Here is a 25,293-nt window from a genome sequence, read left to right as displayed (position 1 = left end):
AGTCCGCTATACGGGCACTGGCCTCACACAAGGTGAAGGTCTAGTTCCGTTTCGTGCGCAGTTCCCGCACCCAGGCCACCAGGAGCACCGCCCCGGTCGCCGCCGCCGACCACAGCAGCTGCGGCCGGGCCGTCCCGTCCGTCAGCATCAGCACCAGGACCGCCGCCATCCCCGCGAGCGCCACCCAGGTCAGCCACGGGAAGCACCACATCCGCAGCGTCAGCGTCTCGGGCGCCTCCCGCTCGATCCGGCGCCGCAGCCGCAACTGCGAGACCGCGATCAGCGCCCAGACGAACAGCAGCACCGCGCCGACCGCGTTCAGCATGTAGAGGAAGACGGAGTCCGGCCACTTCAGATTGAGCAGGACGGAGACGAACCCGAAGGCCACCGAGGCGAGCACCGCCCGGAGCGGCACGCCCCCGCGCGAGATCCGCAGCAGCCCCTTCGGCGCCTCCCCCCGCTCCGCGAGCGAGAACACCATCCGCGAGGAGCCGTACAGGTTCGCGTTGAGCGCCGACAGCAGCGCCACGAACACCACCACGTTCATGATCTGGCCCGCCCCGGGCACCCCGATCGAGTCGAGCACCGCCACATAGGGGGACTCGCCCGGCTCCATCGAGGTCCACGGCAGCAGCGTCACGATGACCAGCACCGAGCCCACGTAGAAGAAGAGGATCCGCCAGACCGTGCTGCGCACCGCCCGCGCCACGTTCCGCGCCGGGTCGTCGGACTCCGCCGCCGCGATCGTGACGATCTCCAGACCGCCGAAGGCGAAGACGACCACGAGGACCCCGGAGACCACCCCCGCCCAGCCGTTCGGCAGGAAACCGCCCTGCCCCGTCAGGTTCGCCAGACCCACCGGGTCCGTGTCCGGCAGCCACCCCAGGATCGCCAGCAGCCCGAGGACCAGGAAGAGCACGATCGCGCCGACCTTCAGGGCGGCGAACCAGAACTCTTTTTACCCAAGCGCGTTCGCCCAGGTCAAGGCGGTGCGCGGGGGCTCATAGACCAAGCGTCCGGAGTGTCATAGACCAAGCTCTTTGCGCCGAATGCCCCGAAATGGGAATGCCCCGCTGGGTGACGACCCGGCGGGGCATGTGAGAGGGACGGGGCTAGCTCGGCCCGTTGCACGAGGGACAGTTGAGGTCTCCGATCCAGCCGCTTCCCCCACAGGCAGGGCAGTCAGCGGCGGTGCGTCCCAGGGTGACGCGCACCCAGGCCCGGAGCGTCATTCGGCTGAGCATTCGAGTTCTCCTCGATGTAGGCAGAGGTCACGCGTCCGCAGTCCTCGCAGAGACGTGAGCGCATCATTCTGAGCTTGAACGGGTCCAGCGTGTCGAGCGTGTACGTCCGGCGTGAACCGCACTCCACGCAGTACGGGCGGTTCACTACCGCCATCCCCAGGAGTACCGGGATGCCGCTCGTGTTGAACAAGGACTGATCAGACATGCAGTCCCCTTCTCGGGAGTCGTCACCCCATGATGCCGGGGGGCGATGATCCTTTGTGCTGATCTTGCAAACCGCCCCGAACGTCGCTGTTCAGGTCAGGCAGACGCTCGGGGCGGGTAGTGCCCCGTCCCCGCCGGGGTGGCGGATGCGAGGGGGGGGAGCCTGATCCGGTCGACTCACCCGGCGGGGACGGGAACCTAGGTGCCGGGCGTCCCGGCGACGGCCAGGGCGACGACGAGCGCGGGCAGTGCGAGGAAGACAGCGGCGGCGGCGAGCCAGTCAGCGGCCAGCCCAACGGTGCGCGGTGCGCGGCGGTAGATCACTTGCGTGCCCCGGGCAGCGGCGGACTGGCGGCGAGGGCGCGCCCCAAGTCGGCGTAGAGCCCCTCGGCCTCCCGGCGGGTCATGGAGAGCTGCGCGGGCGCCTGGACGCGGTCCAGGCGGGAGAGGGTCAGGGGGAGTGAGTAGCGGATCTCTTCCCAAGCGGTCGCGTACGCAGTGACCGGCTTCTTCGGGATCAGGGTCAAGCGCCATTCGTTCATGAGCCGTGCCTCTCGTCGGCGGTGTTTCCGGTACGAGCATCGGCCGGTTGGTTCTACGGTTCCAGGGGGTACAACCCTCCAAATCACCTTGTGGGGAGATGTGATGAAGATGGATACGGAGAGTGAGAGAGCGGGTCTCTCGCCTCAGCAGTTCTTCGGCCGGGAGCTGGCGCGCAGGCGCGAACAAGCCGGTCTGACGCAGACTGCTTTGGCTAGGATCGTCAAGGTATCGCCCAATATGATTGGGCACTTCGAGGGGGGACGGCGGCGCCCCTGCATCGAGGACACCCAACGGATTGACGTAGCTCTCGGAGCTGACGGCTTCTTCACTCGCTGGCGTATTGAGCTGGAAGAGAACCGCTTTGCTGATCACTTCGACGCAGCGTCCCAGTTGGAGAAAGTAGCCACGTCGCTAAGGCTGTTCGGGCCCACGCTGGTCCCTGGCCTGTTGCAGACCCCTGCATACGCCACGGCGGTCTTCGAAGCGTTCACTGTCAACCCCACAAGCGAGATTGTGGGGGCCAAGGTTCAGAAGCGAATCGACCGATCGCGGATACTCCGTGACCCTTCTGGACCGGAAGTGTGGGTTCTCCTGGATGAAGCGGTTGTGCGGCGGCGCGTCGGCAGCGGTGCCGTGATGGCTGAGCAGCTTCGCCACATCACGGAGCTTGCGCGGTCCCGACGCATCCGAGTCCAGGTCATCCCCTTCGGGTCCGGAGCGCACGCGCTGATGGAGAGCATGGTTCACCTCTTGCGGTTCGCCGAGGACCCGCCGGTGGCCTACGTGGAAGGGCTCCACACGGGGCGCGTGCTGGACGAGCCGGAGGTAGTAGTGGAGTGCCAGACGTCCTACGATTTGGCACTGAGCGAAGCTCTCCCAGTGGGTCAGTCTCTCGCTCTACTTGATGCATCGGCGGAGGAGCACGAACGACATGAACAAGCTTGACCTGAGCGCGGCTGAGTGGCGGAAGAGCGGATACAGCGGCGGGAGCAACGGCGACTGTGTAGAGGTTGCGGACGGCTTCCCGGGCGTCGTCCCGGTGCGGGATTCGAAGGTGACTGACGGCCCGGTCGTGGTGGTCGGCGCGTCGGCGTGGACTGTGTTCGTAGGTGATCTCAACTCCTAAGCAGTGCAGGCGAGTTGGGGGGGCGGTCGGTCGTGTGCCGGGCGCCCCCTCTTTCGTCAGGGGCGTTTCCATCCGATGGCGTAGGGGGTGCCGTCGATGGTGACGACGATGGCGTGCCCGCCGGTCGGTGTGACCCCGGTGGCGTTGACGATGGGCCCGAGCGGGGTGGTGATCGTGGCGGCGGTTGCGGATGAGATGGCCATGAGGGAGAACGGCGGCCGGGGCGCGGGGGTCGTCTGCATGGCTTGGGCCAGGGTGGGCATCTAGGTGTCTCCGGTCTCTGTGGTGACGGTGAGGGTCATGGGTCCGCCGGACGCGGACAGGGGGAGCGTGATGGAAGAGATGAGGCCCCGGAACGTGCCGCCGGTCGCGGTGACGACGTCGACCGTGTCGTTCAGCTCCAGGGCCGGGTTCGGAACGGCGGTGACTTCTTCGGTCAGGGCGTAGAGGAGGCCCCGGGCGAGCAGCGTCTGAGCGGTCTTCTGAGCCTGCGCGTTGGTGGTGAGGAGCGGGGAGTCGTACCAGCGGGTGATCCAGCCGTACGGGCCGAAGATGCTCAGGGGGCCCGTCGCTTTGTTGGCGATGCCGAGTGCCCGTTGTTCTCCGGTGGCGGGGTCGGTGCCCCGGGCGATGACGTCGTTGTAGACGCGCTGGCGGGCCTGGGTGCGGCCTCGTGTGATCAGGGTGCCGGTGGCTTCCCCGGCGATCCGGGCGACGGCCTGCGCGGCGGGCTTGGTGACCGGCGGCCGGAACTCCAGGTACCCGCTGTCGTTGACGGACATGTCGGCGGGCCAGGCGGCGCACAGGGTCTCCAGGGGCTCCATGCGGTCCGTCCGCTCAGGGATGTCCATCGGCGCGCCGATGTTCCGGTCGACCATCCCGGGGGCGAAGGAGTAGAACAAGATCTGAGGGTCCTCTACCCACCAGTTCTTGAGCCCCACGTAGGACAGGTGGTCGATCACTTCCTGATACGTCGTGTTGATGCCGAAGCCACCCCAGGGATTGCCGACGACGCGGCACTCCTGCATCAATTGCATGAGGTCGGAGCCGGTCACGGTGACGACGCCTTCGACTTCGTCCGTGCGGGTACTAGTGATCAGGAACCGCCCCTGATCAAGGGACTCGGTGGCGCCGCCGGGGTGCTTCACCCCGGTGGAGATGTGGAGCCGCTGGCCGTAGGCGGCGAGCGGGTGCGCCGGGTCGCTGCCCGGGTCCCACGTCCGGCCCTCGGCCCGCAGCGGCACGGCGATCTGACAGCGGCGGCGCCCCCGGGCCGTCACGTCGTACGTGATCGTCCCGCCGATGATCGGGACCATGGTGAGCAACTCGTCTCCGAGGGAGGCGAATACGGACGTCTCGATGGCGTGCGAGCTGGCGATGGTCGCGGCCCACCGGTCGCTGACAGGTCTCACGGGGCTTTCACCTCCTGGACCTGGAGATCCCACCCGCGCCGGTGGTCGGAGCTGGAGTTCGTCACGCGCCGCTCGGTGACCCCGAGCACGACGAGCCACACGGTGGGGACGTCGGCGCACGGGGTGAGGAGCTGGAGTGGCTCGCGCAGGTAGAGGGTCTGGAGCATGACCCACGCCTCTCCCTGGGTGCGGGTGAGGAGCGTCAGGGTGCTGGACGGACGGCGCAGCTCATCGAGGAGAACGACCGGGTCGCGGCTGCCGACGATCGCAAGGACGGACGTGGACCGGACGAACTCTCGCTCTGCCCACTCCCAGACGTCCGCGACGGCCCCTGTGTCGGACCCGAAGGCGCGCAGGATCGGCCGTCCGGTCCCAGGGACTGTGATCGTCCGCTGGACGCTCTGAGCGCCGCTGGTGAGCTTCACGGTGTACGTGCGGTCCGTGAGGGTCTGCGCGTACCGGTGGATGCCGAAGGGGAGCAGTCCCGTGGTCCAGCCGGGCGCGGTCATCGTTCCGACCTGCTTCGGCGTTCCGTCGCCCCAGTCCAGCTCAGCGTCTGCTGTCGTCGTCCCCGGGGCGCCCCCGGACACGCACCACTTCCCCGTGACGGCGAGCGTCCGGCGGTCCTGGGTGAAGGTCTCCCACGCGAGCGCTTCCATGGTCCACGGGGCGGACGCCTCGCCGTGCCCGGTCACGGTGACCGTGGCGGTCTTCGCCCCGGCGGAGATCCGCCGGACCGAGTCCACGAGCGCGGCTCCGGCCGCATCGAGCGTGCCCCGGACCGTGCCCGCGCCGGAGTTCGGTACGAGCGCGTACGCGGTGCCGACAGGGGCGGCCGGGTCGGTCCGGATTTCGAAGGTGAAGTTGCCGTACCCCTTGTCGGCGGCCTTGGACACCGCGTCGAGCGTGACGGCCATCATGCCCACCCCCCTGCGAGGTAGCGGGCGCCTTCGGCCTGGAGCGCCCCGGAGACGGTGCGGGTGATCCGGCCCTGTAGCTGCTCGCCGTCGATGACCACGGTCACGGAGACGGGGACGGCGATGGAGCGGGCCCATGTCCGGACGGTGGCGGCCCGGGGCGCGGCGGCGACGGCGGCGGCGGGTGCCTCGGTGGCGAGGGAGAAGGTGCCCATGAAATCCCCGATCGAGGACAGCCACGATGGGGCTTTCAGCCGCCCCAGCCAGTTGATGGCGTCCTTCACCCAGCGGACGAGCTTGACGAATCCGTCGACCACATCCGCGACCAGGTCGACGGTCCCCGCGAGCGCGTCGAACAGGACGCCGACGACCTTCCCCGCGAGCTTGCCGACCCACTCACTGACCGACACGAGCGCGGGAAGCAGGTACTTCTTGAACGCGTCGATCAGCGGTTGCAGCTTGGCGCGGTTCTCCTCGAACGCCTTGCGGACCTTGTCGAACCCCTGCCGGACGGCGTCCATAACGGGCTGCAAGTGGTTGCGGAGGAGCTGGACGTAGAACTGAACGACCGGTGACAAGTACTTCCGCCAGAACTCGACGAACCTGTCGAGCATCGGGAGCACCTTCGCTCCGATGAAGTCCACCAGGGCCTGTTGGGCGCCCCGCTGGAACTGCTCGATCCTCGAACTCGCGTTGTCCCGGAGGGACTTGCCCATCTTGTCGGCGGCGCCCCCCACCTCCCCCAGTGCCTTCGTGGCGTATGAGGGGTCCATCGAGTCCAGCGCGCGGCCCAAGTCCTCGCTCTGGGTCCCGAAGAGAGCGACTTGAGCTTGTGCCTTGGCCACGGGGTCGGGCATGGACGAGAGCCGGTCCATGGTCAGGTCCAGGGCTTCGGCGGCGGTCTTCCCGCCCTTGCCGAAGCGGGCGGCCATGTCGTCGGCGTTCAGCCCGATCGCCTTGAATCCGTCGGCGGTGGTCTTGCTGCCGTCCACGACTCGGATGGACAGTTCCTTGAGGGAGTCGGCCACCAGGTCCGCCGACGTGGCGCCCCCGGCGAGCCCCTGGGTGATCAGACCCATGGCCTGTGACCCGTCGAGCCCCAGTTTGCGGAACTGAGTCGAGTACTCGCTGTACGTGTCGAGCAAGTCGTCAGCCGCGTTGTTCCCGGACTGGAAACCCCGGGTCAGGATGTCGAACGCCTGCTCAGAGGAGTCCGCCATACCGGTCTTGACCATCTGCGCGACGGCCCGCGCAACCTGTGAGGAGTCCTGCTCGAACGTCGACGACAGGTCACTGACCTTGGTGGCGATCTTCTTGACCTGCGCTTCGGTCGCGCCGGTCGGCAGAAGCCCCGCACTCATCGTCGCCTTGATGGCATCGGCGGCGCCCTGGAAGTCGTCCGTGATGCCCTCGGTGAAGAGCTTCCCGGCCACCTTCCCGTACCGCTGCGCCTCGGCCGGGGTGGCGCCGAGCTGGGCCCCGAGCTTCGCCGCGATCTTCCCTTGGGCGAGGGCTTCCCCGATGCCCTGGACGATGGCCGCGCCAATGGCGAGGGCGGCTCCGGCGGCCATGCCGGGACCGGCGGTCTTGAGCTTGTCGAGCGCTCCGCCGACGCGGCTGGTCGTCTGCGCCACGTCGGCCTGAGCCTGCCGACTGTCCGACGTGATGTTGATCCGGAGGTTCGCGGGGCGCCCCATGGGTCCCTCGCTCTCAGTCACGCCCCCCAAACGGTGAGTGAATTCCGCGGGGCCGGGGCCCGGGGTTCACTTCTGTCGGTGCGCTGCCTCGATGTCGAGCAGAGCCCACATGGCGGCGATCTCGCGCAGCGTGCAGCGCCGCACATCCGCCGGACTGATCCGCCACGCTCGGGCGAGCACGACGTCCGCGCCGGTCAGTCCGCGAAGAGCGGGGGGAGCGGCGCGTCCTCCCCGGCGAGGACGGCGGCCGTCCGTTCCTCGGCGTAGGCGGCTTCTTCCGCCTCGGCGTCGGGGGCGTCGTCGTCGGGGGTGAGGTCCGCGAGCGGGATGCGTCCGGCGGCCGACCACGGATAGGCGTCCGGGTCGTGGCGGCGGGCGTAGGCGACGGCCACCAGGCCCGGGAGCGCCGTGGACTCGACGTCGGAGAGGGAGGGGACCCCGGCGGCGGCGCAGAAAGCGGCGATCTCGTCGCGGGTGAGCCCGAGCGGATCGACGATCCAGCCGAAGGGCGGCGGGGCCGGGGCGCCGGGCGGCGGCGGCGGGGTGCCACGGGGCACGGGGGTCATCCTGGAGTCCTCTCCACTAGCTCGGCTAGCAGGGTCTCGAAGTGGGGGCGCCACACACCCTCGGACGCCTGCGCGGCGGTGATCACCCAGGGGGTCGGGGCGATGTGCCGGGCGGGCCACCCGTAGTGGATGGGCCCCGCGTAGGGCACCGACGCCCGCCCGTAGCGGACCGTCGACATCGTCCGGGTCCCCGAGTCCCGCTCCGTCGCGGCGAGCGCCCCGGTACGGCGGGGAGCTTGCGCGCGGGCCATGGTGCCGACGTAGTCGGCCACCCAGCGGTGCGCGTCGCGCAGGTCGTCGAGACCCCCCTCGATGCGGCGCAGACGGCGGCGCAGCTCGCGCCCGCCCTCGACCTGGACCACGGTCGTCCCGCGTCCGGCGGCCACGGCTACGCGCCCGGGCCGGACGGCGTCGCCTTGACGGCCGGGGTCTTGTCGGCGGCCGGGGCCTCGTCGGTCTTCTCCACGGGCGGTCCGACCATCGGCCACTCGGCCTCGCTGACCGGCGGGGTCCCCCCGACCTCTCCGCCGATGGCAAGGGCGATCACAGTCACTCTGCCGGTCCATGCCTTCGCGGTCGGCGAGGGCTGGACAACGAAAGTCACTGTCTCCCCGTCATGCACCAGGGCGTACATCACAAGGCTGGTCTTGACGTCGTCTTCAGCCTCGATCGACTGGATCGAAGTCAACTTCATCGTCCACTTCGTCGGGGACACTTCCCCGTCGATGACCTGACCGCACAGCACCTCCACGGCGTCGCCCTTGTCCCCTGCTTCCGGGGACAGGGCGACCGCAGTGGGCTGACAGGAGAAGGGTGTCGGCGTCGGCGCGGAGTCCGCCTGAAGGGAGAAGGCACCTTTGCGGACGCGGGTCGCGGTGGGGGGTATCGGGGTGCTCACGGTCACTCTCCGATCTGCACGCGGTACGCCTGTGACGGCTCGACGGACTGCGCGGCGGCGAGGGGGTAGTAGGCGACCGGCTCGGCCAGGAGCCAGGGGAGGGACGCGGCGTCCAGCGCGGTCAGGACGGCGGCCAGGAGGACGGCCAGGGGCTCCAGCTCGGCGCGGGCCCCGGGGAGCCCGACCACCAGGACGGAGTACCGGGCGCGGGTGTCGCCGCACAGGGTGTCGGCGGGGGCGAGCCGGGGCGGCTCGACGAGCACGCACGGCACGGCGAGGTTGCGGGGGTCGGTGGTGACGGGCCGGTCGACCCCGGGCCGGATCAGCGCCGCGAGGGCTTCCATGTCCTCGGTGATCATGTCGGCCGTCACCCGGCCTGAGGGGGTGCCCATGAGCCGATTTCGAGGAGCCGTTCGATGTCGGGGTCCCAGCGGGCGACGTAGGCGGGCCCGGTGTCGGTGTAGGCGGCGACCCCGGTGGGCGAGGACCGGCGGGCGAAGAGCCGTTGCGCCTGCATGAGGAGCGCGGCGCGGATGTCGTCCGGCCAGTCCGGGGGCGGGTCGGGGGGCGGCGGCGGGGGCGGCGCATCGAGGAGCCGGAGCCGGGGCACGGTGCGCGGCGCGGCGGTGTTGACGGCGGCGACGGCGCGCGCGAGCCATACCGCGTCGGCCGTCCCGGCGGCGGGCGGCTCGATGCCGATCACGTCGGCCACCTCTTGGGCGGTGACTTCCCGGGGCATCGCGCGTCAGTCCTTCGCGGCCGGGGCGCCCCCGGCGGCCTTCTGCTTCAGCGCCACCAGCTTCTTCGGCTGGGCGAGGTAGGTAGCCAGGTAGGCGTAGGCGGCCACCTGGGTACCGAGGACGGACGGCTCCACGGCCTGGAGCGTGCCCCGCTGGTCTTCGTAGACCTCCACTGCGGTGGACGCCCCGACAATGAGGGTCGCGGCGGGCAGGCCCGGGGAGACGACCGGCCGGAAGCCGACGAAGTCGCCGCCCGCGCCGGTCGGCTCGGTCGGGCGGAGCGCTCCGAGCGCGTTGCTGGGGTTGAGGGCGGGGAAGAGCGGCCTCTTGCTGCCGTCGACCATCGAGCCGATCGCGGCCCACACGTCCGGCGACATCCACACCCGGTCAGCCGGGGTCCGGCGGGCGGCCACGGCACCGTAGACCTTCGCCGCTGCCTGGTAGACGAGCGAGTTCAGTTCGGCGGGGTCCTTGAGGTCTCCGGTCACGGAGTCCGTGGCGGCGGCCACCAGGGCGGCGCACGCCACATCCTCGGTGTCCTGCACGAGGGAGGCCAGGAGGTCTTGCACGATGAGAGCGAGGGCCCCGGGGGACGTCCAGTCGATGACCTGTCGGGAGATGTTGACCCACCCGCCATACGTCTTCTTCGCCACGTCCTCGGCGGACACCTTCAGCGGCCGGTTGGGAAGCTCTGTCTTCTCCGCCGACTGCTCGCCGGTCTCGGTGTGCTGGGTGACCCTCACCCGCTTGAAGGAGGACGACGTGGCGGGCATCGCGCGGGGGGCGAGGGACAGCCACACGGGCCGCTCCGGGGCGAGCTGGTCCAGCATCGGCCCCACGATCACCTCAGGGAGCAGTCCGGGGACCAGGGCGGTCGTCTCGTGCACCACGGCGGCGAGGACCCGCCGGACCCGCTCCCAGGGGCCCGAGTTCCCGTGGACCATCAGTTCCAGGGACGCAGCGAGGTAGTCGCAGGCGTCGACCCGCTCACGGCCCACGACCACGGCCGGGAGCGGCCGGGAGTACCCGTGCGCGTCGAGCCGGGACGTGGTGGTGATCGCGGCGGCCTGGAGCGGCGCGGTGGCCGTGAGCGGCGCGGCGGCGGGGGGCGCGATCTCCGGGGCCGGGGCGGCGAGGAGCGCGCGGAGCGCGGCGACGTCGGCGGCCGTCAGCGGCAGATCCGGCGACGGCGACGGCGGCGGCGGCGCGGCCGGGGGCGGGGGCGCCGGGGCGGCGGGGGGGTTGTTCATGGGGGTGCCTTCCTGGGCGGCCACGCGCACCGCGCGGGCGTCGGTGTATGCGGGCAGGGCGACGAGAGAGACCTCGGCCAGGCGGGCGCGGGTGATCGTGACCCCGGTGCCGTCGGCGTCCTCGGTCCACTCGATGGGCTCGACGCCGACAGAGAACCCGTCAAGGACCCGCTCTGCGGCGAGGGCCAGGGCCTCGGTGGCGGCGGGGTGCGAGCCGACCGCGAACTCGGCGTCCGCGACGGTCGGGGAGTCGGTCAGTTCTGCCATGTGCCCGAGCGGCTGCGCCGCGTCGTGGTCGCGGAGCAGCTTGACCCGGGACAGGTCGGAGTCCGCCTCCAGGGAGCCGGGCGCGAACGTCACGGAGCCGAAGGGGCCGCTGGGGTGGGCGCGGACGCCGTAGGTGAGGATGGGGCCCCCGACCGACCGCGAGGGCTGGGCACGGTCGGCCGGGGGCGGCTCGTCGGCCCCGGCGACGGCGGCCACGGGGGCGTACAGGCGCAGGATCACGGGGCCTCCTCGGACGGCGGAAGCGCGGGCGCGGGCGCGGCCGGGGGCGGGGGCGGGGGTCCGCTGAGACCTTCCTCGCCCCGGGCCTCGCCGGTCGACATGACGCCGAGTGGGATCAGCCGGGCGTACCTCTCGGCCCGGTCCAGCGGCGCGGAGCGCAGGAACTCCAGGACGGAGAACCGCACGGTCTGCCCGCGCGGCGAGCCGTTCCGGTCCGACATCGACAGACGCTCTTCGATCACCGACAGGTACGGCGCGAAGCAGAGTTCGATCAGGTCGGTGCGCTCGCTGAGCTGAGTGGAGTAGGTCAACGAGTCCCCGGACGCCACGGCCGCGTACCGGGGCGGGAGCCCCAGGTGTCGGCAGAGCTGTAGGGCCGACTCCTCGCGGGACTCCACGAGCTGGAAGTCAGCCGGGGTCGTCGTGACGCCCTGGTAGTCGACCCCGCTGTTGAGCCACCCGGTGCCGCGCGTCCGGCGGGAGCGCTCCCACCGGTCCAGGAGCGCGTCTACCTCGTCGTCCGTCAGGTCGTACTGAGACGTCTGCTTGAGGATGCCGGTCGGGATCTCCGGGGAGGCGTAGCGGGCGGCGGCGGCCTCCAGGGCGAGGGCCGTCACGATCGTGTCGTCCCCGAGCGTGAGGAGTCCCTCGTCCGGGCCGTCGAACGCGATCAGGTCGGTCGCGTTGACGGGGCGGCCCCGGTAGGTGGCCCACTCGCGGACGACCTCGTCCGTGCCCGGCTCGGCGTCGACCTGGACGGACTCCGGGTCCAGCCGGACCACGGACGTCGGGTAGCCGGTCCAGCCGTCGCGGCCGGTCACGAGCCACCAGGCGCGCGGGTAGAGGATCAGGTCCTCCACCAGGGCGGCGATGCTGCGGCAGTACGGGCGCCACGTCTCGGGCTGGGTGAGCAGCGGGCCCGGGGGGATCTCCTCGCCGTCCCGCCAGCGGCGCAGGGGCATCGTGCCGATGGCGCCGGATATCAGGCGGACGCCCCGCCGGACGGTGGGCAGACGCATGGCCAGAGCGCGCGGCACACGTCCCCACAGGCGCCCCGGGTCGGTGCCAGCGATGCGAGCAGCGAGCGCGGGAGCGAGTCCGTCACGGCGGGGCGCTGGGTCGTCCCCGATCGTCCAGGAGCGATCGGCGGCGGCGGCATCATTTCCGCGCGCCGGACGCTTGATCGGGAGCCATCGACCCATAAGCGGAGGCTACCTCCGGTTCCGTCCGGCGGCGCGGCGAGCCGGGGCGCGGCGGGGCGGCGACGGGCGTCCGGGTTCTCGAGAACGTGTGACCCACGTCACAGGGCGGAAAATGCCGGCTGTCGGTGACTGTGGCGTGGGTCACATTCCGCGGGGCGCTGTCCGTACGTCATCTGGGAGACGTACGGGGGCGGGCGGTGACGTACGAGGGCTGGCGGCCGGGGTCATCCCGGGCGGCCGACCCCGGGGCGGGCGCCGGTCTGCGGGGGGTGCGCGAGTCCGTAGGCGGCGAGCATCGCGGCGATGAGCGCGGCCGGGTGCTCGCCCTCGGTCGTGCTCTGTCGGGACACCACGGTCTGCTCGCGCACCTGCCGCGACGTCGCGCACAGAAGGGCCGCGTCGAGCCGGTTGTGAGACCGGTGCGCGATCGTCCGTTCCACCAGTCCGTTCACCAGCTCGTCGGTGGCCTGGATCAGGTCGGCGGCGGTGAAGTCGACCAGCGGCACCGCTACGCGGTGCTGCTCGGTCAGGGTCTTGTGGGCGGAGCGGGCGGGCCCGTACGGGTCGATGACGACCGCGCTCGGGCGGTGGCGCTGGACCAGCTCCAGGAGCCGGGGCGCGAGCCAGCCGACCCCGGCCCGCTGCTCGATCAGCTCGACGGCGCGGCGCCCGTCCGTCAGGGTCCCGGCGGCGACGATCGACGCGCCGGACCCGTCCGGGTGCTGCTCGACGCCGAACGCGACCGGCCCGCCGTCGAGCGGCGCCCACGCGCGGGCCCGGTCCCAGACCGCCGGAGCCAGGAAGAACGACGCGGCCGACACCCAGTAGTTCCCGTAGGCGCGGGCGAACTCCGCCGGGTCCATGCGGGACTGGGAGCGGGCGAGGACGGCGCGGTCGATGGTCCGGCCGACCGCCGGGTGATGGTCGGCGTAGACGGCGAGGTCGGTCAGGTCCTCGGTGTCCTCGGGGATGCCCCACTCGAAGAACGCCGTGTCGCCCTGCTCGCCCCGGGCGAGGTCTTCGCGGCACCGGTCGACCATCGGCCGCATCCACGTAGAGCGCCCCGTCCCCGCCGTCGACACGTACCAGACCTGTGCCCACGGGCGGGTTGCCTGGGTCGGGTCGATGGCCTGGAGCAGCATCCGGCCGACGTCCGCCCCGAAGCTCCACATCTCGTCCACGCCGACGAAGTCGGTCGTCTTGCTGTGTAGGGCGTCCTCGGTCGGCGCGAACACTCTGATCTCCGACCCGTTGCGGAAGAACGTTCCCTCAGACCCGTTGGCGCGGCGGGTCGTCGTGATCGCGCGGAGCGGGGACCGCTCGACGGCCGTCACGGTCTTGAGCCAGATGTCCCGCGCGTCCATGCGCCGCTGCGCGGTCAGCCACGTGGACGCGTCCGGGACCATCTGGCACCGGTGCGCCATGACCGGCCGCAACAGGGTCGTCTTCCCCGACTGGCGGGGGACCGACACCAGGACGGACCCGTAGCGGAAGCGCGTCCCGCAGTCGGCTAGCTCCAGGGACACGTTCGCCACGTACTGCTGCCACGGCATGAGCGGGGTCCCCAGCCCGGCGGCGAGCCTGCCGACCGCCGGGCCGAACGTGGCGCTACCGGGGGTCGGCCGGGTACGCCACTTCGGGGGTGGACATAGCCCGCTCGAACAGTGCCCACGTGTCATCAGCGGCCCCCGCCGGTTCGGGGACAAGCTGCGCCAGGCGCAGGATGTCGAGCATCCGGGGAACGAGCTGGGCGAGGGCGTACGGGTCGTCGGCGGCGACGTCCAGGCCCCGGGCGACGATCCGGACGACAGCCTCCACGGCGGCCCGCTTCGGGTCGGCCTTCCCGCCGCTCCGTGACGCGCGGATCGCGGTCTCGGCGCCCCGCTCGGCCCGTCCGGCTGTCCGGCGGGCCCTCGGGACGCTGGGCCCCCGGGACGTACGCGAGCGCATAGTAGACGCCATGAGATGCATTCTCCCTGGTTAGAGGCTTGTTGGCGCGGGATGAGCGGGACCCCCCTCCCCCTGCCCGGGGAGAGAGAACAGGGGGCGCGGGGTGTCCGCGCGGCCCCCTGCCTCAAAAACCCGGGGTGCTACCGGCCGCAGTCGGCGGCGAGCAGCCGCACGGCCGCGTCGCACTCCTCGGCCGTCGCGGAGCTGCCCTCGTACCGGCCCTGGACCCTGCGCAACGCGTCGTCGGCGCGCTCGCGGTCCGCCCCCAGCGCGGCGGCGCGGGAGTAGAAGCGGTCCATCCGCTGCGCGTGGGCGAGCGCGTGACCGGACGCGGTGGTGGGGTGGTGCATGGCTGACCTCCTGTGGTGGGTGGTGGGCCCCATCCTGGCGGTCACCAGTCGCGGGACGGGGGCGCGTTGTAGTGCCCCTGCTCGCGGGCGAGGTTGCACGGCTGGCACGACGCGGCGAGGTTTTCGCGGCGGTCGTCACCCCCGTACTTCCTGGGGATGATGTGGTCCACCTCGCTCGCCGGTTCGCCGCACCAGCGGCACCGCGTCTCCTCGGCGAGGACGGCCGCGCGGTCACGGCGCCATGCGGAGCTGGACCCCTGCTCGGTCAGCGCACTGGGCATGGTCAGGTACTACCCGCTTCGCCGGACCGGTCCACGGCGGGGCGGGCATCTACCAGACGACCACGGCCAGGAGCGCTACGGCCAGGAGCACGCAGCCCACCAGGAGCCGGAAGAGCTGGGCTTCGTCAGCCGTCACGGCCAGGCCGCTGCCCGAACCCGAACGGCCCGCCGCCGGGGCCGCGCGGCCCGCCGGGACCCTCCGGACGAAACCGGGGCTCATGCACCCCACCACCGTGCACGCCGTGCCCCTCGGCCGCGTCGACCGCGTACCGGTAGGCCCCTCGCCGCTCGGCGGCGATCCGCTCCGCCTCCCGTTCCGGGAGCACCCGGAAGACGAGCGTGATCACCATGGCGCCCATGCCCATGGTGCACAGGGCCAGGCTCAGGGACATGACGGCCGCGACTGCTTCGGTGCTCATGATCCGATCGTCATACCGGCACGGTCCTGACGCACCCCCAGACACGCCGAAGGGGGCCCGGACGAGTGTCCGGACCCCCTCAGGTCCCACAGGCCCCTACGCGGCTTCGGCGGGAAGTCCTTCGAGCCATGCGGCGATGCTCTCCAGGTCGGCGGCGATCCACAGCCGCTCGGCGGCCACCCCCGCAGACTCGTAGTACGTCCACGTGGCCTCAGGGTGCCTGATGAGGGACTGAGCCTCACGCAGTGCCTGAGCTTCCTCGTACAGAGCGGCCGTCCACATCAGCCACGCTTCACCGAACTCCGACACGACGTGCAGCGGCTTATCCACGATGACTCCTCAGCGGTGGGTGGGACCTACGCGGGCGCCGGGAGACCCAGCACACGGACGTTGGACAGGTCCAAGGTGCCTTCTGTCCGCTGCGCGGGCACCCGGGCGGGCATGTCCGTGTGAAAGCGGCGCATGGTGGTCAGGGACTCCCGGCGAACGCGCCGGTTACGGTAGCCGATGGTTGTTTGGACGTCCCGGTGGTCGGCGGCGAGGGACACGCTCTCAAGATCACCGGTCAGCTCGATGAGTTCATCGATCCAGTACGCACGGAACTGGTGTGGCCGTGACGTCAGCCCCTTGGAGAGCATCCACGCCGACCACCGGTCGGCGGTGTTGGCCACGGTCCATCCCAGCGGTACCAGGGACTCCCCCGGACTCCAGTTGCTCAGGATCTCGTGTGCGATGTGCTCCGGTACCGGGTGCTGCCGGATCGGGCGCCCCTTGCGCGCCTTCAGGAACTGGGGTGTCAGCCAGTAGTTCTCTCCGTCGAAGTCCAGGTCATCGCGCGGGAAGGTGCGCGTCGCGGAAGAGATGCGGTACCCCATGCCGGACATCAGGGCCGTGAGCAGCCACATGCGACGGCCGGTCTCGAAGCGGGTCGCGTCCGTGGACGCCATGTCCTCGACGGCGGCGCCGTGCGCCTTCCGCACGGTCAGAGTGGACGCAACGGGGGTGCGCACCCCGTCGCCCCTGCGCCGCAGCCTTTTCAGGTCGGCGGTGGGGTCGTCCTTCTTGCGCTTGGAGTCCCGGAAGAGACACCGGACGGCGGCCAAGTAGACATCGTGGCGAGACACGGACAGTTCCTTGCCGATGCGCTCGCGCTCGATTATCCGCCGGTCGATGTACTCCTGAACGTCTTCCTCGTCCAGGCTCAGCGGGTCATCCTTCCCGGCTTCTTCCAACATGCCAAGGACGATCTTCAAGTACCCGGTGACGGTGGTCTTCGCCTTGAACTCGGTCCGCATCGTGCGGCGCCACTTGCGCAACGTCGGGTGAAGCTGCTCAACGTCCGCCGGTTCGTCCAGGTCCAGCCTGACACTGCTCAGGGGGACCCGCTCCAGACTCAAGTGTCCCCGCGCCTGATACCGCGCCCACTGATCCAGGGCCGACCGGTACGAAGCCATCGACGTCTCACGCAGGCGCCCGGGGTACGCCTTGATGTACAGCTCCAGGGCGTTGTCTGGCAGCAAGTGCGGTGCCTCCCCGATACCCAGGCCCCACGCGACGGCGGACACGTTCCGCATCGACTTCTCAGAACCACCGGCACCGCCACCCAGACGCACGCGCTCATCCCGCCATGCCAGGAGAGCGGGCGCGACTTCATGCCCTCTTCGGTAGACCACAACAGCCCCATCCACGAGTCGAATTCGGGTGGTGCTACCTCAACGAATGTCCGACTTGTCCGTTATGGGCAGGATGGGTGGAAGTACCGATTCTGCACTACGTGGCCCGTCGAGCTTCGGGGGGGTAGAACCAGAATTCGAACTCGCCGAAGTTCTTCACCGCCGCCAGGTTGGCGAGGGTGAACACCACCATGAAGACCAGCACCCAGCCCCACTGCGGGACCCCCGGCACCCAGCCGTGCGCGATCCGCGCCGCGCCGGTCGCCTCCACCGCGAGGACCACCACGAGGAGGAACCAGTACAGCCAGCCCACCGAGAAGCCCGCCCACCGGCCCAGCGCCCGCTCGGCGTGCACCGAGAACGCCCCCGAGGCGGGCATCGCCGCCGACATCTCGCCCAGCATCCGCATGACCAGCATCGCGAGCGTCCCGGCGAGCAGATACGAGACGACGATCCCGGGCCCGGCGACCGCGATGCCCGCGCCGGAGCCGACGAAGAGCCCGGCACCGATGACGCCGCCGAGCCCCAGCATCGTCAGATGGCGCTGCTTCAGACCGTGGGAGAGGGGCTCCGGTCCGCTGACCGGGGAGGACGACGGCTCGTCGCGCATGGTGGGGGGCTCGCGCTCTCGGGGAGATGACACTTTATGGGGACTCCACAGTCTCTCCGCTGACCTCCCTCCGGTGCAAAAGGGGCGTCTCGCGTCGAGTTGCCAGTGACGAGGGTCACGTGGCGCGAGGCATGGATCCCGCTCTTTGTCGAAACCTGATGAAGCGCTCGGCTCGGGCTTTGTCGGCGGCTGACGGTGATCGGGCGTTCACTCCTGGCATACCGTCAACCTGTCCCACCCACCCTCACCCCGCGGAGTACCGATGAGCACCGCCGCCACCCCCGCCCGTACCCTCCGTGCGGGTACCGTCCTCGCCGATCTGCTCCCCGCGAGCCGCACCCGCGACATCGCGCTGGTCCTCGGCGGCGCCGCCCTCACCGGCCTCGCCGCGCAGCTCTCCGTCCCGGTCCCCGGCTCCCCGGTCCCCGTCTCCGGGCAGACCTTCGCCGCCCTGCTCGTCGGCACCGCCCTCGGCGCCCGCCGCGGCTTCCTCGCCCTCGCCCTCTACACGGTCGTGGGCATGGCGGGCGTGCCGTGGTTCGCGCAGTCCTCCTCCGGCTACGCCATGCCGTCCTTCGGCTACGTCCTCGGAATGCTGCTCGCCGCGACCGTCGTCGGCGCCCTGGCCCGGCGCGGCGCCGACCGCTCGGTGCCGCGCACGGCGGGCGCCATGCTCCTCGGCTCCGCGATCATCTACGCGGTCGGCGTGCCCTACCTGGCCCTCGCCACCGGCATGACCCTCGGCCAGGCCGTGGCCGCCGGTCTCGTCCCGTTCCTCCTCGGCGACGCCCTCAAGGCGGCCCTCGCCATGGGCGCCCTCCCGGCCGTCTGGAAGCTGGCCGGCCGCAGGGGCTGAGACCCCGCCCGGCATCACGGCATACGGAAGGGCCCGCGGCTCCGGGGAGCGACGGGCCCTTCCCCATGCCGGGCACCCGGCGGCTACCGGCACCCGGCGGCTACCGGCGCGCGGCGGCCTTCGCGAACCGCTCGCGGACCAGCGCCACCACGATCACCAGCGCGGCCACCAGGAGCGAGAGCACGACCTGCTCCCGGGCGCTCCCGCCGTCGTACAGCATGTAGCCGAGCACGAAGACGATCATGGCGATGGTCGCCCAGGTCAGATACGGGAAGAGCCACATCCGCACCACCAGCTTCTCCGGCGACTCGCGCAGGATGATGCCGCGCATCCTCAGCTGGGTCACGCAGATGACCAGCCAGACGAAGAGCGCCACCGCGCCGGAGGCGTTCAGCAGGAAGGCGAAGACGGTGTCCGGCCACTTGTAGTTGAAGAAGACCGCGACGAAGCCGAAGACGACCGAGCCGAGGATCGCCGCCCGCGGCACGCCCCGCCCGTTGACCCGCGCGAAGGACTTCGGCGCGTCGCCCCGCCGTCCGAGCGAGAAGGCCATCCGGGAGGCGGTGTAGAGCCCCGAGTTCAGGCAGGAGAGCACCGCCGTCAGGACGATCACGTTCATCACCTGACCGGCGTGCGGGATGCCGATGGAGTCGAGGGCGGCGACGTACGAGCCCTTCTCCAGGATCGACTTGTCGTTCCACGGGAGCAGGGTGAGGACGACGAGGATCGAGCCCAGGTAGAAGACGCCGATCCGCCAGATCACGCTGTTGGTGGCCTTCGTCACGGCCCGCTGCGGGTCCTCCGACTCACCGGCGGCCAGGGTGACGATCTCGCTGCCCATGAAGGAGAAGACGACCATCAGCACCCCGGTGAGGATCGCGCCCGCACCCATCGGGAAGAAGCCCCCGGCGTCGGTGAGGTGCGCGAACCCGGCGCCCGGGTTGTCCGAACCGGGGAGCACCCCGAAGACGGCCAGCAGCCCGATCACGACGAAGGCACCGATCGCGACGACCTTGATCCCGGCGAACCAGAATTCGAATTCGCCGTACGAGGCCACCGAGGCCAGGTTCGTCGCGGTGAGCACCACCATCACGATCAGCGCCCAGGCCCACTGCGGGACCGCCGGGATCCAGCCCTCCAGGATCTTGGCGCCCGCCGTCGCCTCGACCGCGAGGACGACGACCCAGAAGAACCAGTAGAGCCAGCCGATGCTGAAACCGGCCCAGCGGCCCAGGGCCTGGTCGGCGTAGGCGGAGAAGGAGCCGGAGGACGGCCGGGCGGCGGCCATCTCGCCCAGCATCCGCATCACGAAGACGACCATGGTGCCGACGAGCGCGTACGAGAGGAGGATCGCGGGCCCGGCGGCGGCGATGCCGGAGCCGGAGCCGACGAAGAGCCCGGCGCCGATGACACCGCCGATGGCGATCATCGACAGATGGCGGTTCTTGAGTCCGGCCTTGAGGCCGTCGGAGGAGTCAGGAGCGCCGGTGGTGCCGGTCTCCCCGTCGTCCTTCGTCAGGGTCGGTTGCGTGTTCATCGACGCTTCCTCATGAGTGGGGGGTCGCTCGGGGTGCGAGCCCGAGCATGGAACCCCAGGGGCGGGGGTGATCGGAACGGAGTATTCCGAATCGTTGTAGGGCGACCTCGCGAGAGGCGAAGGTCCGTACCAGGCCGGAAGAACGTCCCGACCCCGCTGCCTGCTACCCGGCCCCTGACGTGCCACACTCGGCATCATGCGCGTCTATATCGGCTCCGATCACGCCGGCTTCGAACTGAAGAACCACCTTGTCGAGTGGCTCACCGCACAGGGCCACGAGCCCGTCGACTGCGGTCCCCACATCTACGACGCCCTCGACGACTACCCGCCGTTCTGCCTGCGCGCCGCCGAGCGGACGGCCGCGGACCCGGACGGCCTGGGCATCGTCATCGGCGGCTCCGGCAACGGCGAGCAGATCGCCGCCAACAAGGTGAAGGGGGTGCGCGCCGCCCTCGCCTGGAGCGAGCAGACCGCCGCCCTCGGACGCGAGCACAACAACGCCAACGTCGTCTCCGTCGGCGGCCGGATGCACACCCGGGAAGAGGCGACCAAGTTCGTCGAGATCTTCCTGAACACCCCGTACTCCGGTGACGAACGCCACACCCGCCGGATCGACATGCTCACCGCCTACGAGAACACCGGCGAGCTCCCCCCGATCCCGGCCCACCACCCGCAGGAGCCCACCGCCTGATGCCCGAAGGGCACACCATCCACCGACTGGCCGCCGACCACCGGGAACGGTTCGGCGGCCGGTCCGTGCGCGTCACCAGCCCCCAGGGCAGGTTCACCGGCTCCGCCGCCCTCCTCGACGGCGCCGTCCTGGAGACCGCGGAGGCCCACGGCAAGCACCTCTTCCTCGGCTTCCCCGGCACCGGCTGGATCCACATCCACCTCGGCCTCTTCGGCAAGGTGGCCTTCGGCGACGCCCCCGCCCCGCCGCCCACCGACACCGTCCGGCTCCGCCTGGCGAACGCCGGGGGATACGTCGACCTGCGCGGCCCCACCACCTGCGCCCTGGTCACGGACGCGGAGAAGGCGGCGATACACGACCGCCTCGGCCCCGACCCGCTCCGCGACGGCGACGACCCCGACCGCGCCTGGCGCCGGATCTCCCGCTCCCGCAGCACCGTCGCCGCCCTCCTCATGGACCAGAAGGTCATCGCGGGCGTCGGCAACGTCTACCGCGCCGAAGTCCTCTTCCGGCACGGCATCGACCCCTACCGCGCGGGGAAGGACCTCACCGCGCGCGAATGGGACGCGATCTGGACCGACCTCGCCGCCCTCATGCGCGAAGGCGTCCGGCTCAACCGCATCGACACCGTCCGCCCCGAGCACACCCCCGAGGCCATGGGCCGCCCCCCGCGCGTCGACGACCACGGCGGCGAGGTGTACGTCTACCGCCGCGCCCGGCAGCCCTGCCTCCTGTGCGGCACCCCCGTCCGCACCGCGGACCTCGCCGCCCGCAACCTCTTCTGGTGCCCGGACTGCCAGCGGGCGTGACCCCCGGAACACCTGGCCCGGAGCCCGTAGGAGCCTGCCGGCCGGGACCCGTACGGGCCGCACGGCCGGGACCCGTACGGGCCGCACGGCCGGAGCCCGTACGGGCCGGGCGGCCGGGACCGGAGACCCCGTCCCGGCCGGTGGTGGCCGCCACGGACACTCGCCCAGGCCACCCCCGAGGACACCCTCAGAAGCCGTGCGGCAGCCAAGGCGCCACCGGCGAGCCGAACGCCACGGACGCCTCCGTCAGCGCACCCTCCCGCAGCTCCCGCACCCGTCCGGCCGCCGCGAGCGCCACCAGCGACACCCCGCCCAGATAGGCCGAGCCCAACTCCCTTACGGACAGGGCGAGATCCGGCGCGTCCCCGGTCCGCACGCACCGCGCGCCCTTCGCGTCCCCGGTCAGCCGCCAACGCCCCTCGTTCCAGGGACAGAACGCGTCCGTCACCTCGAACACCACGTCCACCGGCGTCTGGTACGTCCGTGCCTCCAGCGCCCCGCCCACGTCCACGAGCCGGACGAACAGCGACTCCCGCAGCGTCGGCTCGCAGCGCCGCACGTCCGACACCAGGTACTGCCAGGTGTCGTCCACCGGCCGCCCCATGAACCGCACCCGCGCCGTCAGGTCCACCGAGCACACGAACCGCCACAGCGCCGCCTCCGCCGCCGGGTCGAGCGCCGCGAGCTGATGCACCCACACCGAACCGTCCGGACCCCCCGCCGACCAGTCCGGCTTCACCGCGTAGTGCGCGTACCCCACCACCCGGCCGTCCCGCTCCGCCAGCACGACCTGCCGGGGCGACGCCCCCTCCCGGCTCCCCGCCGGATCCAGCAGCGGCAGCCGCTCCCAGCCCGGCAGCCGCGCCAGCATCCCCGGCCGCGACGGCACGAGGCGCGCGTAGAGCTCCTCGCACACCGCCGAGGACTCCGCCAGCGGAGCGGCCCGCAGCGTCACCCCGTCCGTGCCCTCCGGCACCGTCAGCCGCACCCGTGTCATGTCGATCACCGCACGGGACGCGAACGCCGCCGCGCCGTACCCGAACCGGCCGTAGATCTCCGGCTCCGACGCCGTCAGCACCGCCAGCGGCTCGCCCCACGCCCGTACGTCGTCCAGCTGCCGCCGCATCATCGAGGTCAGGATCCCGCGCCTGCGGTGCGTCCCCGCCACGCTCACCATCGTCACCCCGGCCACCGGCACCGAAGCCCCGCCCGGCACGGTCAGCCGGAACGAGAACGCCCCCGCCGTCCCCACCGGCAGATCCCCGTCCCACATCCCCAGGAACCGCTCCGGCTCCGTCAGGTCCTTCCAGAGCGCCCGCTCCTCCGGTTCCTCGGGCACCCCGCCGAACGCCAGCTCCAACACCTCGTACCAGCGGTCCCAGTCGTCCGGGTCCAGCACCCGCAGTTCATTCGTCATATGCCATCGATATCAGTGCCATCTGCCCGGGGCGACCCGATTTCCCGCACCTTGTCACCGGGGTACCCCTGCACGGAACCCGGATGGATCGATAGGGTCCAGGCCAATGGGACACCGCGCCGGAGTGAGCACGTACGCGGCCCGGCTGCGCAGACGCGTCCGCCGGGTCCGCACCGCGCTGCGCAAATCCGGCGTCGACTACTTCCGCGGCGACGGCTCCGACCGCCTCGCCCTCGCCGGACTCCTCCTGACCGTCCCCGCCATCGCCTGCGCCACCCTCTACGACCCCGTCTGGTGCGCGCCCGCCGCCCTCGTCCTGCCCATCGTGGCCGGTGGACTGCTGCTGCGCCCCGCCAGCCTGCTCGGCCTGTACGCCGCCGCCGCGGGCGCCCTCATCGTCGAGTCCGTCGTCCTCGGCCCCTACACCCAGGGCCCCGCCCGGGTCACCCCCGGCACCGTCCTCGTGGTCGCCGCCTGCGGCCTCTTCGGACTGCTCATCGCCCAGTTCCGGGCGAGGGTCGGCGTGCCGTGGCGGCGCGGCGGCACCATGCTCTTCGACCTCCGCGAACGCATCCGGGTGCAGAGCGCGCTGCCCCGGCTCCCCAAGGGCTGGCACCGCGAGATGGCCCTGCGCCCGGCCGGCGGCCAGTCCTTCTCCGGGGACTTCGTCGTCGCCGCCCGCACCCACGGTGGCCGCACCCTGGAAGTCGTCCTCACCGACGTCTCCGGCAAGGGCATGGACGCCGCCTCCCGCTCCCTGCTGCTCTCCGGCGCCTTCGGCGGACTCCTCGGCTCGCTCCCGCCGCACGGCTTCCTGCCCGCCGCCAACGGCTATCTGCTCCGCCAGGACTGGGACGAGGGCTTCGCCACCTCCATCCACCTCGTCCTCGACCTGGAATCCGGCGACTACGAACTCTTCTCGGCGGGCCACCTGCCCGCCCTCCAGCTCCACGCGGGCAGCGGACGCTGGGAGGAGAAGGCCGCCGAGGGCCCCCTCCTCGGCGTCTACGACGGCGCCGAGTTCCACCCCGTCAAGGGCTCCCTGCGCCCCGGGGACGTCCTCATGCTCTTCACCGACGGCCTGGTCGAGGCCGCCGACCGGGACATCGACGAGGGCATCGATCGTCTCACCGGCGAGGCCGACCGCTGCGTCGCCGAGGGCTTCGAGGGCGTCGCCTGGCACCTCATCGAAGCCGTCGCCAAGGACGTCAACGACGACCGCGCCCTGCTGCTGGTCTCCCGTCCGGCCTGAACGCCCAGGCCAGCTCCGGCTCGGTCACCGGCCTCATGAGGCGGCGCGCCAGGGGAGCGCACAACAGGGTCATCACGGCGAACGTCACCAGGACCAGCAGCACCCGGCCGCCCGGCGTGCCCAGCCAGGGGAAGCGGTCGAAGAACCCCGAATACTGCCCGCCGCGGATCAGGAAGCCATGCAGGAGGTAGCCGCAGACGCTCCCGGCGCCCAGCCGCGTGCACCAGAGCGCGCGGCCCGGCACCAGCGAGAGGAAGGCCGCCGTCAGGACCACCGAGCAGCCGAAGAGCACGCCGACCCGCAGCAGCCCCGGTGCCCAGGCCACCCCCATCTCCTGGGCGCTCACGGTCCGGTAGAACCAGGTCATGGGGATGCTGGGCGTCGCCCAGTACGTGAAGGGCAGGGCCCCGGCGAAGACCAGGACGGCCGCCACGCGCACCGGACGGCGCCGCAGCAGCCGGAAGTGCTCCGGGCGCGTGCGCAGTCCGATCACGAAGAACGGCAGGAACTGCAGCACCCGCTGCATACCGACGACCCCGTCCAGACCGGGGGTGACCGAGGCCAGCGCCCCGATCCCGAGGGACACCGCCACCGGCCACCGCAGGACCGCCCAGAAGGGGGCGGTCAGCCGCCAGACGAACAGGGCGATCAGGAACCACATGACGTACGTGGGGTGGAGCAGGTCGTAGGGCCGCTCGGGCTGGAGACCCCACCGCATCAGCAGCGTGTACGCGACCTCGAAGAGGAGGTACGGCAGCGCGACACCGGTGAGCAGCCGCCGGAGCTGGTCGGGCCGTCCGGTGAAGCCGCGCGAGAGGTACCCGGACACCAGGACGAAGACCGGCATGTGGAAGGCGTACACGAGCATGTAGAGGGCCCGGGTGGCCCGGCTGCCCTCCACCACCACGGGCAGGACGTGCCCCAGGGCGACGAGCAGGATGGCGAGGTACTTCGCGTTGTCGAAGTAGGGGTCGCGGCTCCTGGGGGGCGGAGGCTCCCGCTGGTCGGGCGGCCCGGCGAGGGCGGCGGGAGGCCCCTTCGCCAGGAGCGAGGCCGGTTGAGTGCTGGACGACATTGCGGCGACGGTAATGGAGTGCCGTCCGGCTGAGAACAGAAGGGAAATCCGCCCGACATCTACTGAC

General features: G+C 71.3%; 29 protein-coding genes and 2 pseudogenes. 6 read left to right on the top strand and 25 right to left on the bottom strand.

Going from position 1 to position 25,293, the window contains the following annotated elements:
• Positions 1-40: 40 nt before the first annotated feature.
• The 3 genes and pseudogenes from ACFXGN_RS19180 to ACFXGN_RS19170 all read right to left on the bottom strand — a co-directional run.
• Positions 41-955, bottom strand: a pseudogene (locus ACFXGN_RS19180) (amino acid permease); the annotation flags it as partial.
• A gap of 691 nt (positions 956-1,646) precedes the next feature.
• Entirely contained in the window at positions 1,647-1,772 is a 126-nt protein-coding gene (locus ACFXGN_RS19175) for a hypothetical protein (protein ID WP_384860349.1), read from the bottom strand.
• Complete coding sequence (locus ACFXGN_RS19170; protein WP_384860346.1) at positions 1,769-1,990, bottom strand: hypothetical protein; 222 nt, start codon at positions 1,988-1,990, stop codon at positions 1,769-1,771. The genes ACFXGN_RS19175 and ACFXGN_RS19170 overlap by 4 nt, the downstream gene beginning before the upstream one ends.
• A 103-nt stretch (positions 1,991-2,093) precedes the next feature.
• Here ACFXGN_RS19170 and ACFXGN_RS19165 point away from each other — a divergent pair, with 103 nt between their 5' ends.
• Positions 2,094-2,936: a helix-turn-helix transcriptional regulator gene (locus tag ACFXGN_RS19165; protein WP_384860343.1), complete on the top strand. Its 843-nt coding sequence runs from the start codon at positions 2,094-2,096 to the stop codon at positions 2,934-2,936.
• Positions 2,923-3,117 (top strand): DUF397 domain-containing protein, encoded by a 195-nt coding sequence (locus ACFXGN_RS19160; RefSeq protein ID WP_384860340.1) that lies wholly within the window; start codon positions 2,923-2,925, stop codon positions 3,115-3,117. Before ACFXGN_RS19165 ends, ACFXGN_RS19160 begins: the two co-directional genes overlap by 14 nt.
• Before the next feature lie 56 nt (positions 3,118-3,173).
• Here the strand turns inward: ACFXGN_RS19160 and ACFXGN_RS19155 are convergent, their stop codons facing one another.
• From ACFXGN_RS19155 to ACFXGN_RS19065, 19 genes and pseudogenes are all read right to left on the bottom strand, one after another.
• Complete coding sequence (locus tag ACFXGN_RS19155) at positions 3,174-3,359, bottom strand: hypothetical protein (protein WP_384860337.1); 186 nt, start codon at positions 3,357-3,359, stop codon at positions 3,174-3,176.
• 21 nt (positions 3,360-3,380) lie between these two features.
• Positions 3,381-4,529: a hypothetical protein gene (locus tag ACFXGN_RS19150; protein ID WP_384860334.1), complete on the bottom strand. Its 1,149-nt coding sequence runs from the start codon at positions 4,527-4,529 to the stop codon at positions 3,381-3,383.
• Positions 4,526-5,449 carry a hypothetical protein gene (locus ACFXGN_RS19145; protein ID WP_384860332.1) on the bottom strand — a complete coding sequence of 308 codons (924 nt, stop codon included), beginning with the start codon at positions 5,447-5,449 and terminating at the stop codon, positions 4,526-4,528. The genes ACFXGN_RS19150 and ACFXGN_RS19145 overlap by 4 nt, the downstream gene beginning before the upstream one ends.
• A complete protein-coding gene (locus ACFXGN_RS19140; protein ID WP_384860329.1) occupies positions 5,446-7,164 on the bottom strand; it encodes a phage tail tape measure protein in 1,719 nt (572 codons plus the stop codon). The genes ACFXGN_RS19145 and ACFXGN_RS19140 overlap by 4 nt, the downstream gene beginning before the upstream one ends.
• 173 nt (positions 7,165-7,337) lie before the next feature.
• On the bottom strand, positions 7,338-7,709 hold the full coding sequence (locus ACFXGN_RS19135; RefSeq protein ID WP_384860326.1) for a hypothetical protein: 372 nt from the start codon (positions 7,707-7,709) through the stop codon (positions 7,338-7,340).
• On the bottom strand, positions 7,706-8,095 hold the full coding sequence (locus ACFXGN_RS19130; RefSeq protein ID WP_384860323.1) for a hypothetical protein: 390 nt from the start codon (positions 8,093-8,095) through the stop codon (positions 7,706-7,708). Before ACFXGN_RS19130 ends, ACFXGN_RS19135 begins: the two co-directional genes overlap by 4 nt.
• A gap of 2 nt (positions 8,096-8,097) precedes the next feature.
• Entirely contained in the window at positions 8,098-8,607 is a 510-nt protein-coding gene (locus ACFXGN_RS19125) for a hypothetical protein (RefSeq protein ID WP_384860320.1), read from the bottom strand.
• A 2-nt stretch (positions 8,608-8,609) separates the two neighbouring features.
• A complete protein-coding gene (locus ACFXGN_RS19120) occupies positions 8,610-8,999 on the bottom strand; it encodes a hypothetical protein (protein WP_384860317.1) in 390 nt (129 codons plus the stop codon).
• Positions 8,975-9,346: a hypothetical protein gene (locus tag ACFXGN_RS19115; protein ID WP_384860315.1), complete on the bottom strand. Its 372-nt coding sequence runs from the start codon at positions 9,344-9,346 to the stop codon at positions 8,975-8,977. Before ACFXGN_RS19115 ends, ACFXGN_RS19120 begins: the two co-directional genes overlap by 25 nt.
• A gap of 6 nt (positions 9,347-9,352) precedes the next feature.
• The gene (locus ACFXGN_RS19110; RefSeq protein WP_384860312.1) at positions 9,353-11,104 is read right to left on the bottom strand and encodes an HK97 family phage prohead protease; all 1,752 of its coding nucleotides are present in this window, start codon (positions 11,102-11,104) and stop codon (positions 9,353-9,355) included.
• On the bottom strand, positions 11,101-12,123 hold the full coding sequence (locus ACFXGN_RS19105) for a phage portal protein (protein ID WP_384860310.1): 1,023 nt from the start codon (positions 12,121-12,123) through the stop codon (positions 11,101-11,103). The genes ACFXGN_RS19110 and ACFXGN_RS19105 overlap by 4 nt, the downstream gene beginning before the upstream one ends.
• A 407-nt stretch (positions 12,124-12,530) precedes the next feature.
• The gene (locus tag ACFXGN_RS19100) at positions 12,531-13,859 is read right to left on the bottom strand and encodes a hypothetical protein (protein WP_384860307.1); all 1,329 of its coding nucleotides are present in this window, start codon (positions 13,857-13,859) and stop codon (positions 12,531-12,533) included.
• 55 nt (positions 13,860-13,914) lie between these two features.
• Positions 13,915-14,268 (bottom strand): hypothetical protein, encoded by a 354-nt coding sequence (locus tag ACFXGN_RS19095; protein WP_384860305.1) that lies wholly within the window; start codon positions 14,266-14,268, stop codon positions 13,915-13,917.
• A 128-nt stretch (positions 14,269-14,396) separates the two neighbouring features.
• Positions 14,397-14,606 (bottom strand): hypothetical protein, encoded by a 210-nt coding sequence (locus ACFXGN_RS19090; protein WP_384860302.1) that lies wholly within the window; start codon positions 14,604-14,606, stop codon positions 14,397-14,399.
• 41 nt (positions 14,607-14,647) lie between these two features.
• Entirely contained in the window at positions 14,648-14,887 is a 240-nt protein-coding gene (locus tag ACFXGN_RS19085) for an HNH endonuclease (RefSeq protein WP_384860300.1), read from the bottom strand.
• Positions 14,888-15,012: 125 nt separating this feature from the next.
• Complete coding sequence (locus tag ACFXGN_RS19080; protein ID WP_384860297.1) at positions 15,013-15,306, bottom strand: hypothetical protein; 294 nt, start codon at positions 15,304-15,306, stop codon at positions 15,013-15,015.
• 96 nt (positions 15,307-15,402) lie between these two features.
• Positions 15,403-15,636: a hypothetical protein gene (locus tag ACFXGN_RS19075; protein WP_384860294.1), complete on the bottom strand. Its 234-nt coding sequence runs from the start codon at positions 15,634-15,636 to the stop codon at positions 15,403-15,405.
• 26 nt (positions 15,637-15,662) lie between these two features.
• Entirely contained in the window at positions 15,663-16,871 is a 1,209-nt protein-coding gene (locus ACFXGN_RS19070; protein ID WP_384860292.1) for a phage integrase N-terminal SAM-like domain-containing protein, read from the bottom strand.
• 235 nt (positions 16,872-17,106) lie between these two features.
• Positions 17,107-17,589, bottom strand: a pseudogene (locus tag ACFXGN_RS19065) (amino acid permease); the annotation flags it as partial.
• Positions 17,590-17,851: 262 nt separating this feature from the next.
• Here ACFXGN_RS19065 and ACFXGN_RS19060 point away from each other — a divergent pair.
• Positions 17,852-18,445, top strand: a complete 594-nt coding sequence (locus ACFXGN_RS19060) for a biotin transporter BioY (RefSeq protein ID WP_384860289.1) — start codon at positions 17,852-17,854, stop codon at positions 18,443-18,445.
• 100 nt (positions 18,446-18,545) lie between these two features.
• Here the strand turns inward: ACFXGN_RS19060 and ACFXGN_RS19055 are convergent, their stop codons facing one another.
• The gene (locus tag ACFXGN_RS19055) at positions 18,546-19,982 is read right to left on the bottom strand and encodes an amino acid permease (protein ID WP_384860287.1); all 1,437 of its coding nucleotides are present in this window, start codon (positions 19,980-19,982) and stop codon (positions 18,546-18,548) included.
• Between the two features lie 196 nt (positions 19,983-20,178).
• Between ACFXGN_RS19055 and ACFXGN_RS19050 the strand changes: the two genes are divergently transcribed.
• Together ACFXGN_RS19050 and ACFXGN_RS19045 are read left to right on the top strand one after the other, a co-directional pair.
• Positions 20,179-20,673 carry a ribose-5-phosphate isomerase gene (locus tag ACFXGN_RS19050; protein ID WP_384860285.1) on the top strand — a complete coding sequence of 165 codons (495 nt, stop codon included), beginning with the start codon at positions 20,179-20,181 and terminating at the stop codon, positions 20,671-20,673.
• Positions 20,673-21,482 (top strand): Fpg/Nei family DNA glycosylase, encoded by an 810-nt coding sequence (locus tag ACFXGN_RS19045; protein ID WP_384860282.1) that lies wholly within the window; start codon positions 20,673-20,675, stop codon positions 21,480-21,482. Before ACFXGN_RS19050 ends, ACFXGN_RS19045 begins: the two co-directional genes overlap by 1 nt.
• Positions 21,483-21,669: 187 nt before the next feature.
• Here ACFXGN_RS19045 and ACFXGN_RS19040 read toward each other — a convergent pair whose 3' ends face one another.
• Positions 21,670-22,899, bottom strand: a complete 1,230-nt coding sequence (locus ACFXGN_RS19040; protein WP_384860279.1) for a GNAT family N-acetyltransferase — start codon at positions 22,897-22,899, stop codon at positions 21,670-21,672.
• A gap of 106 nt (positions 22,900-23,005) precedes the next feature.
• Here ACFXGN_RS19040 and ACFXGN_RS19035 point away from each other — a divergent pair, with 106 nt between their 5' ends.
• Positions 23,006-24,151: a PP2C family protein-serine/threonine phosphatase gene (locus ACFXGN_RS19035; RefSeq protein ID WP_366440587.1), complete on the top strand. Its 1,146-nt coding sequence runs from the start codon at positions 23,006-23,008 to the stop codon at positions 24,149-24,151.
• On the opposite strand, the gene ACFXGN_RS19030 is transcribed toward ACFXGN_RS19035, so the two are convergent.
• Positions 24,108-25,226 (bottom strand): acyltransferase family protein, encoded by a 1,119-nt coding sequence (locus tag ACFXGN_RS19030; RefSeq protein WP_384860276.1) that lies wholly within the window; start codon positions 25,224-25,226, stop codon positions 24,108-24,110. The two genes, ACFXGN_RS19035 and ACFXGN_RS19030, sit on opposite strands and share 44 nt — an antisense overlap.
• Positions 25,227-25,293: the final 67 nt, after the last annotated feature.

This window comes from Streptomyces sp. NPDC059247, assembly GCF_042754005.1.
Classification (GTDB): domain Bacteria; phylum Actinomycetota; class Actinomycetes; order Streptomycetales; family Streptomycetaceae; genus Streptomyces.
This window is presented reverse-complemented; position numbering and strand designations above follow the sequence as displayed.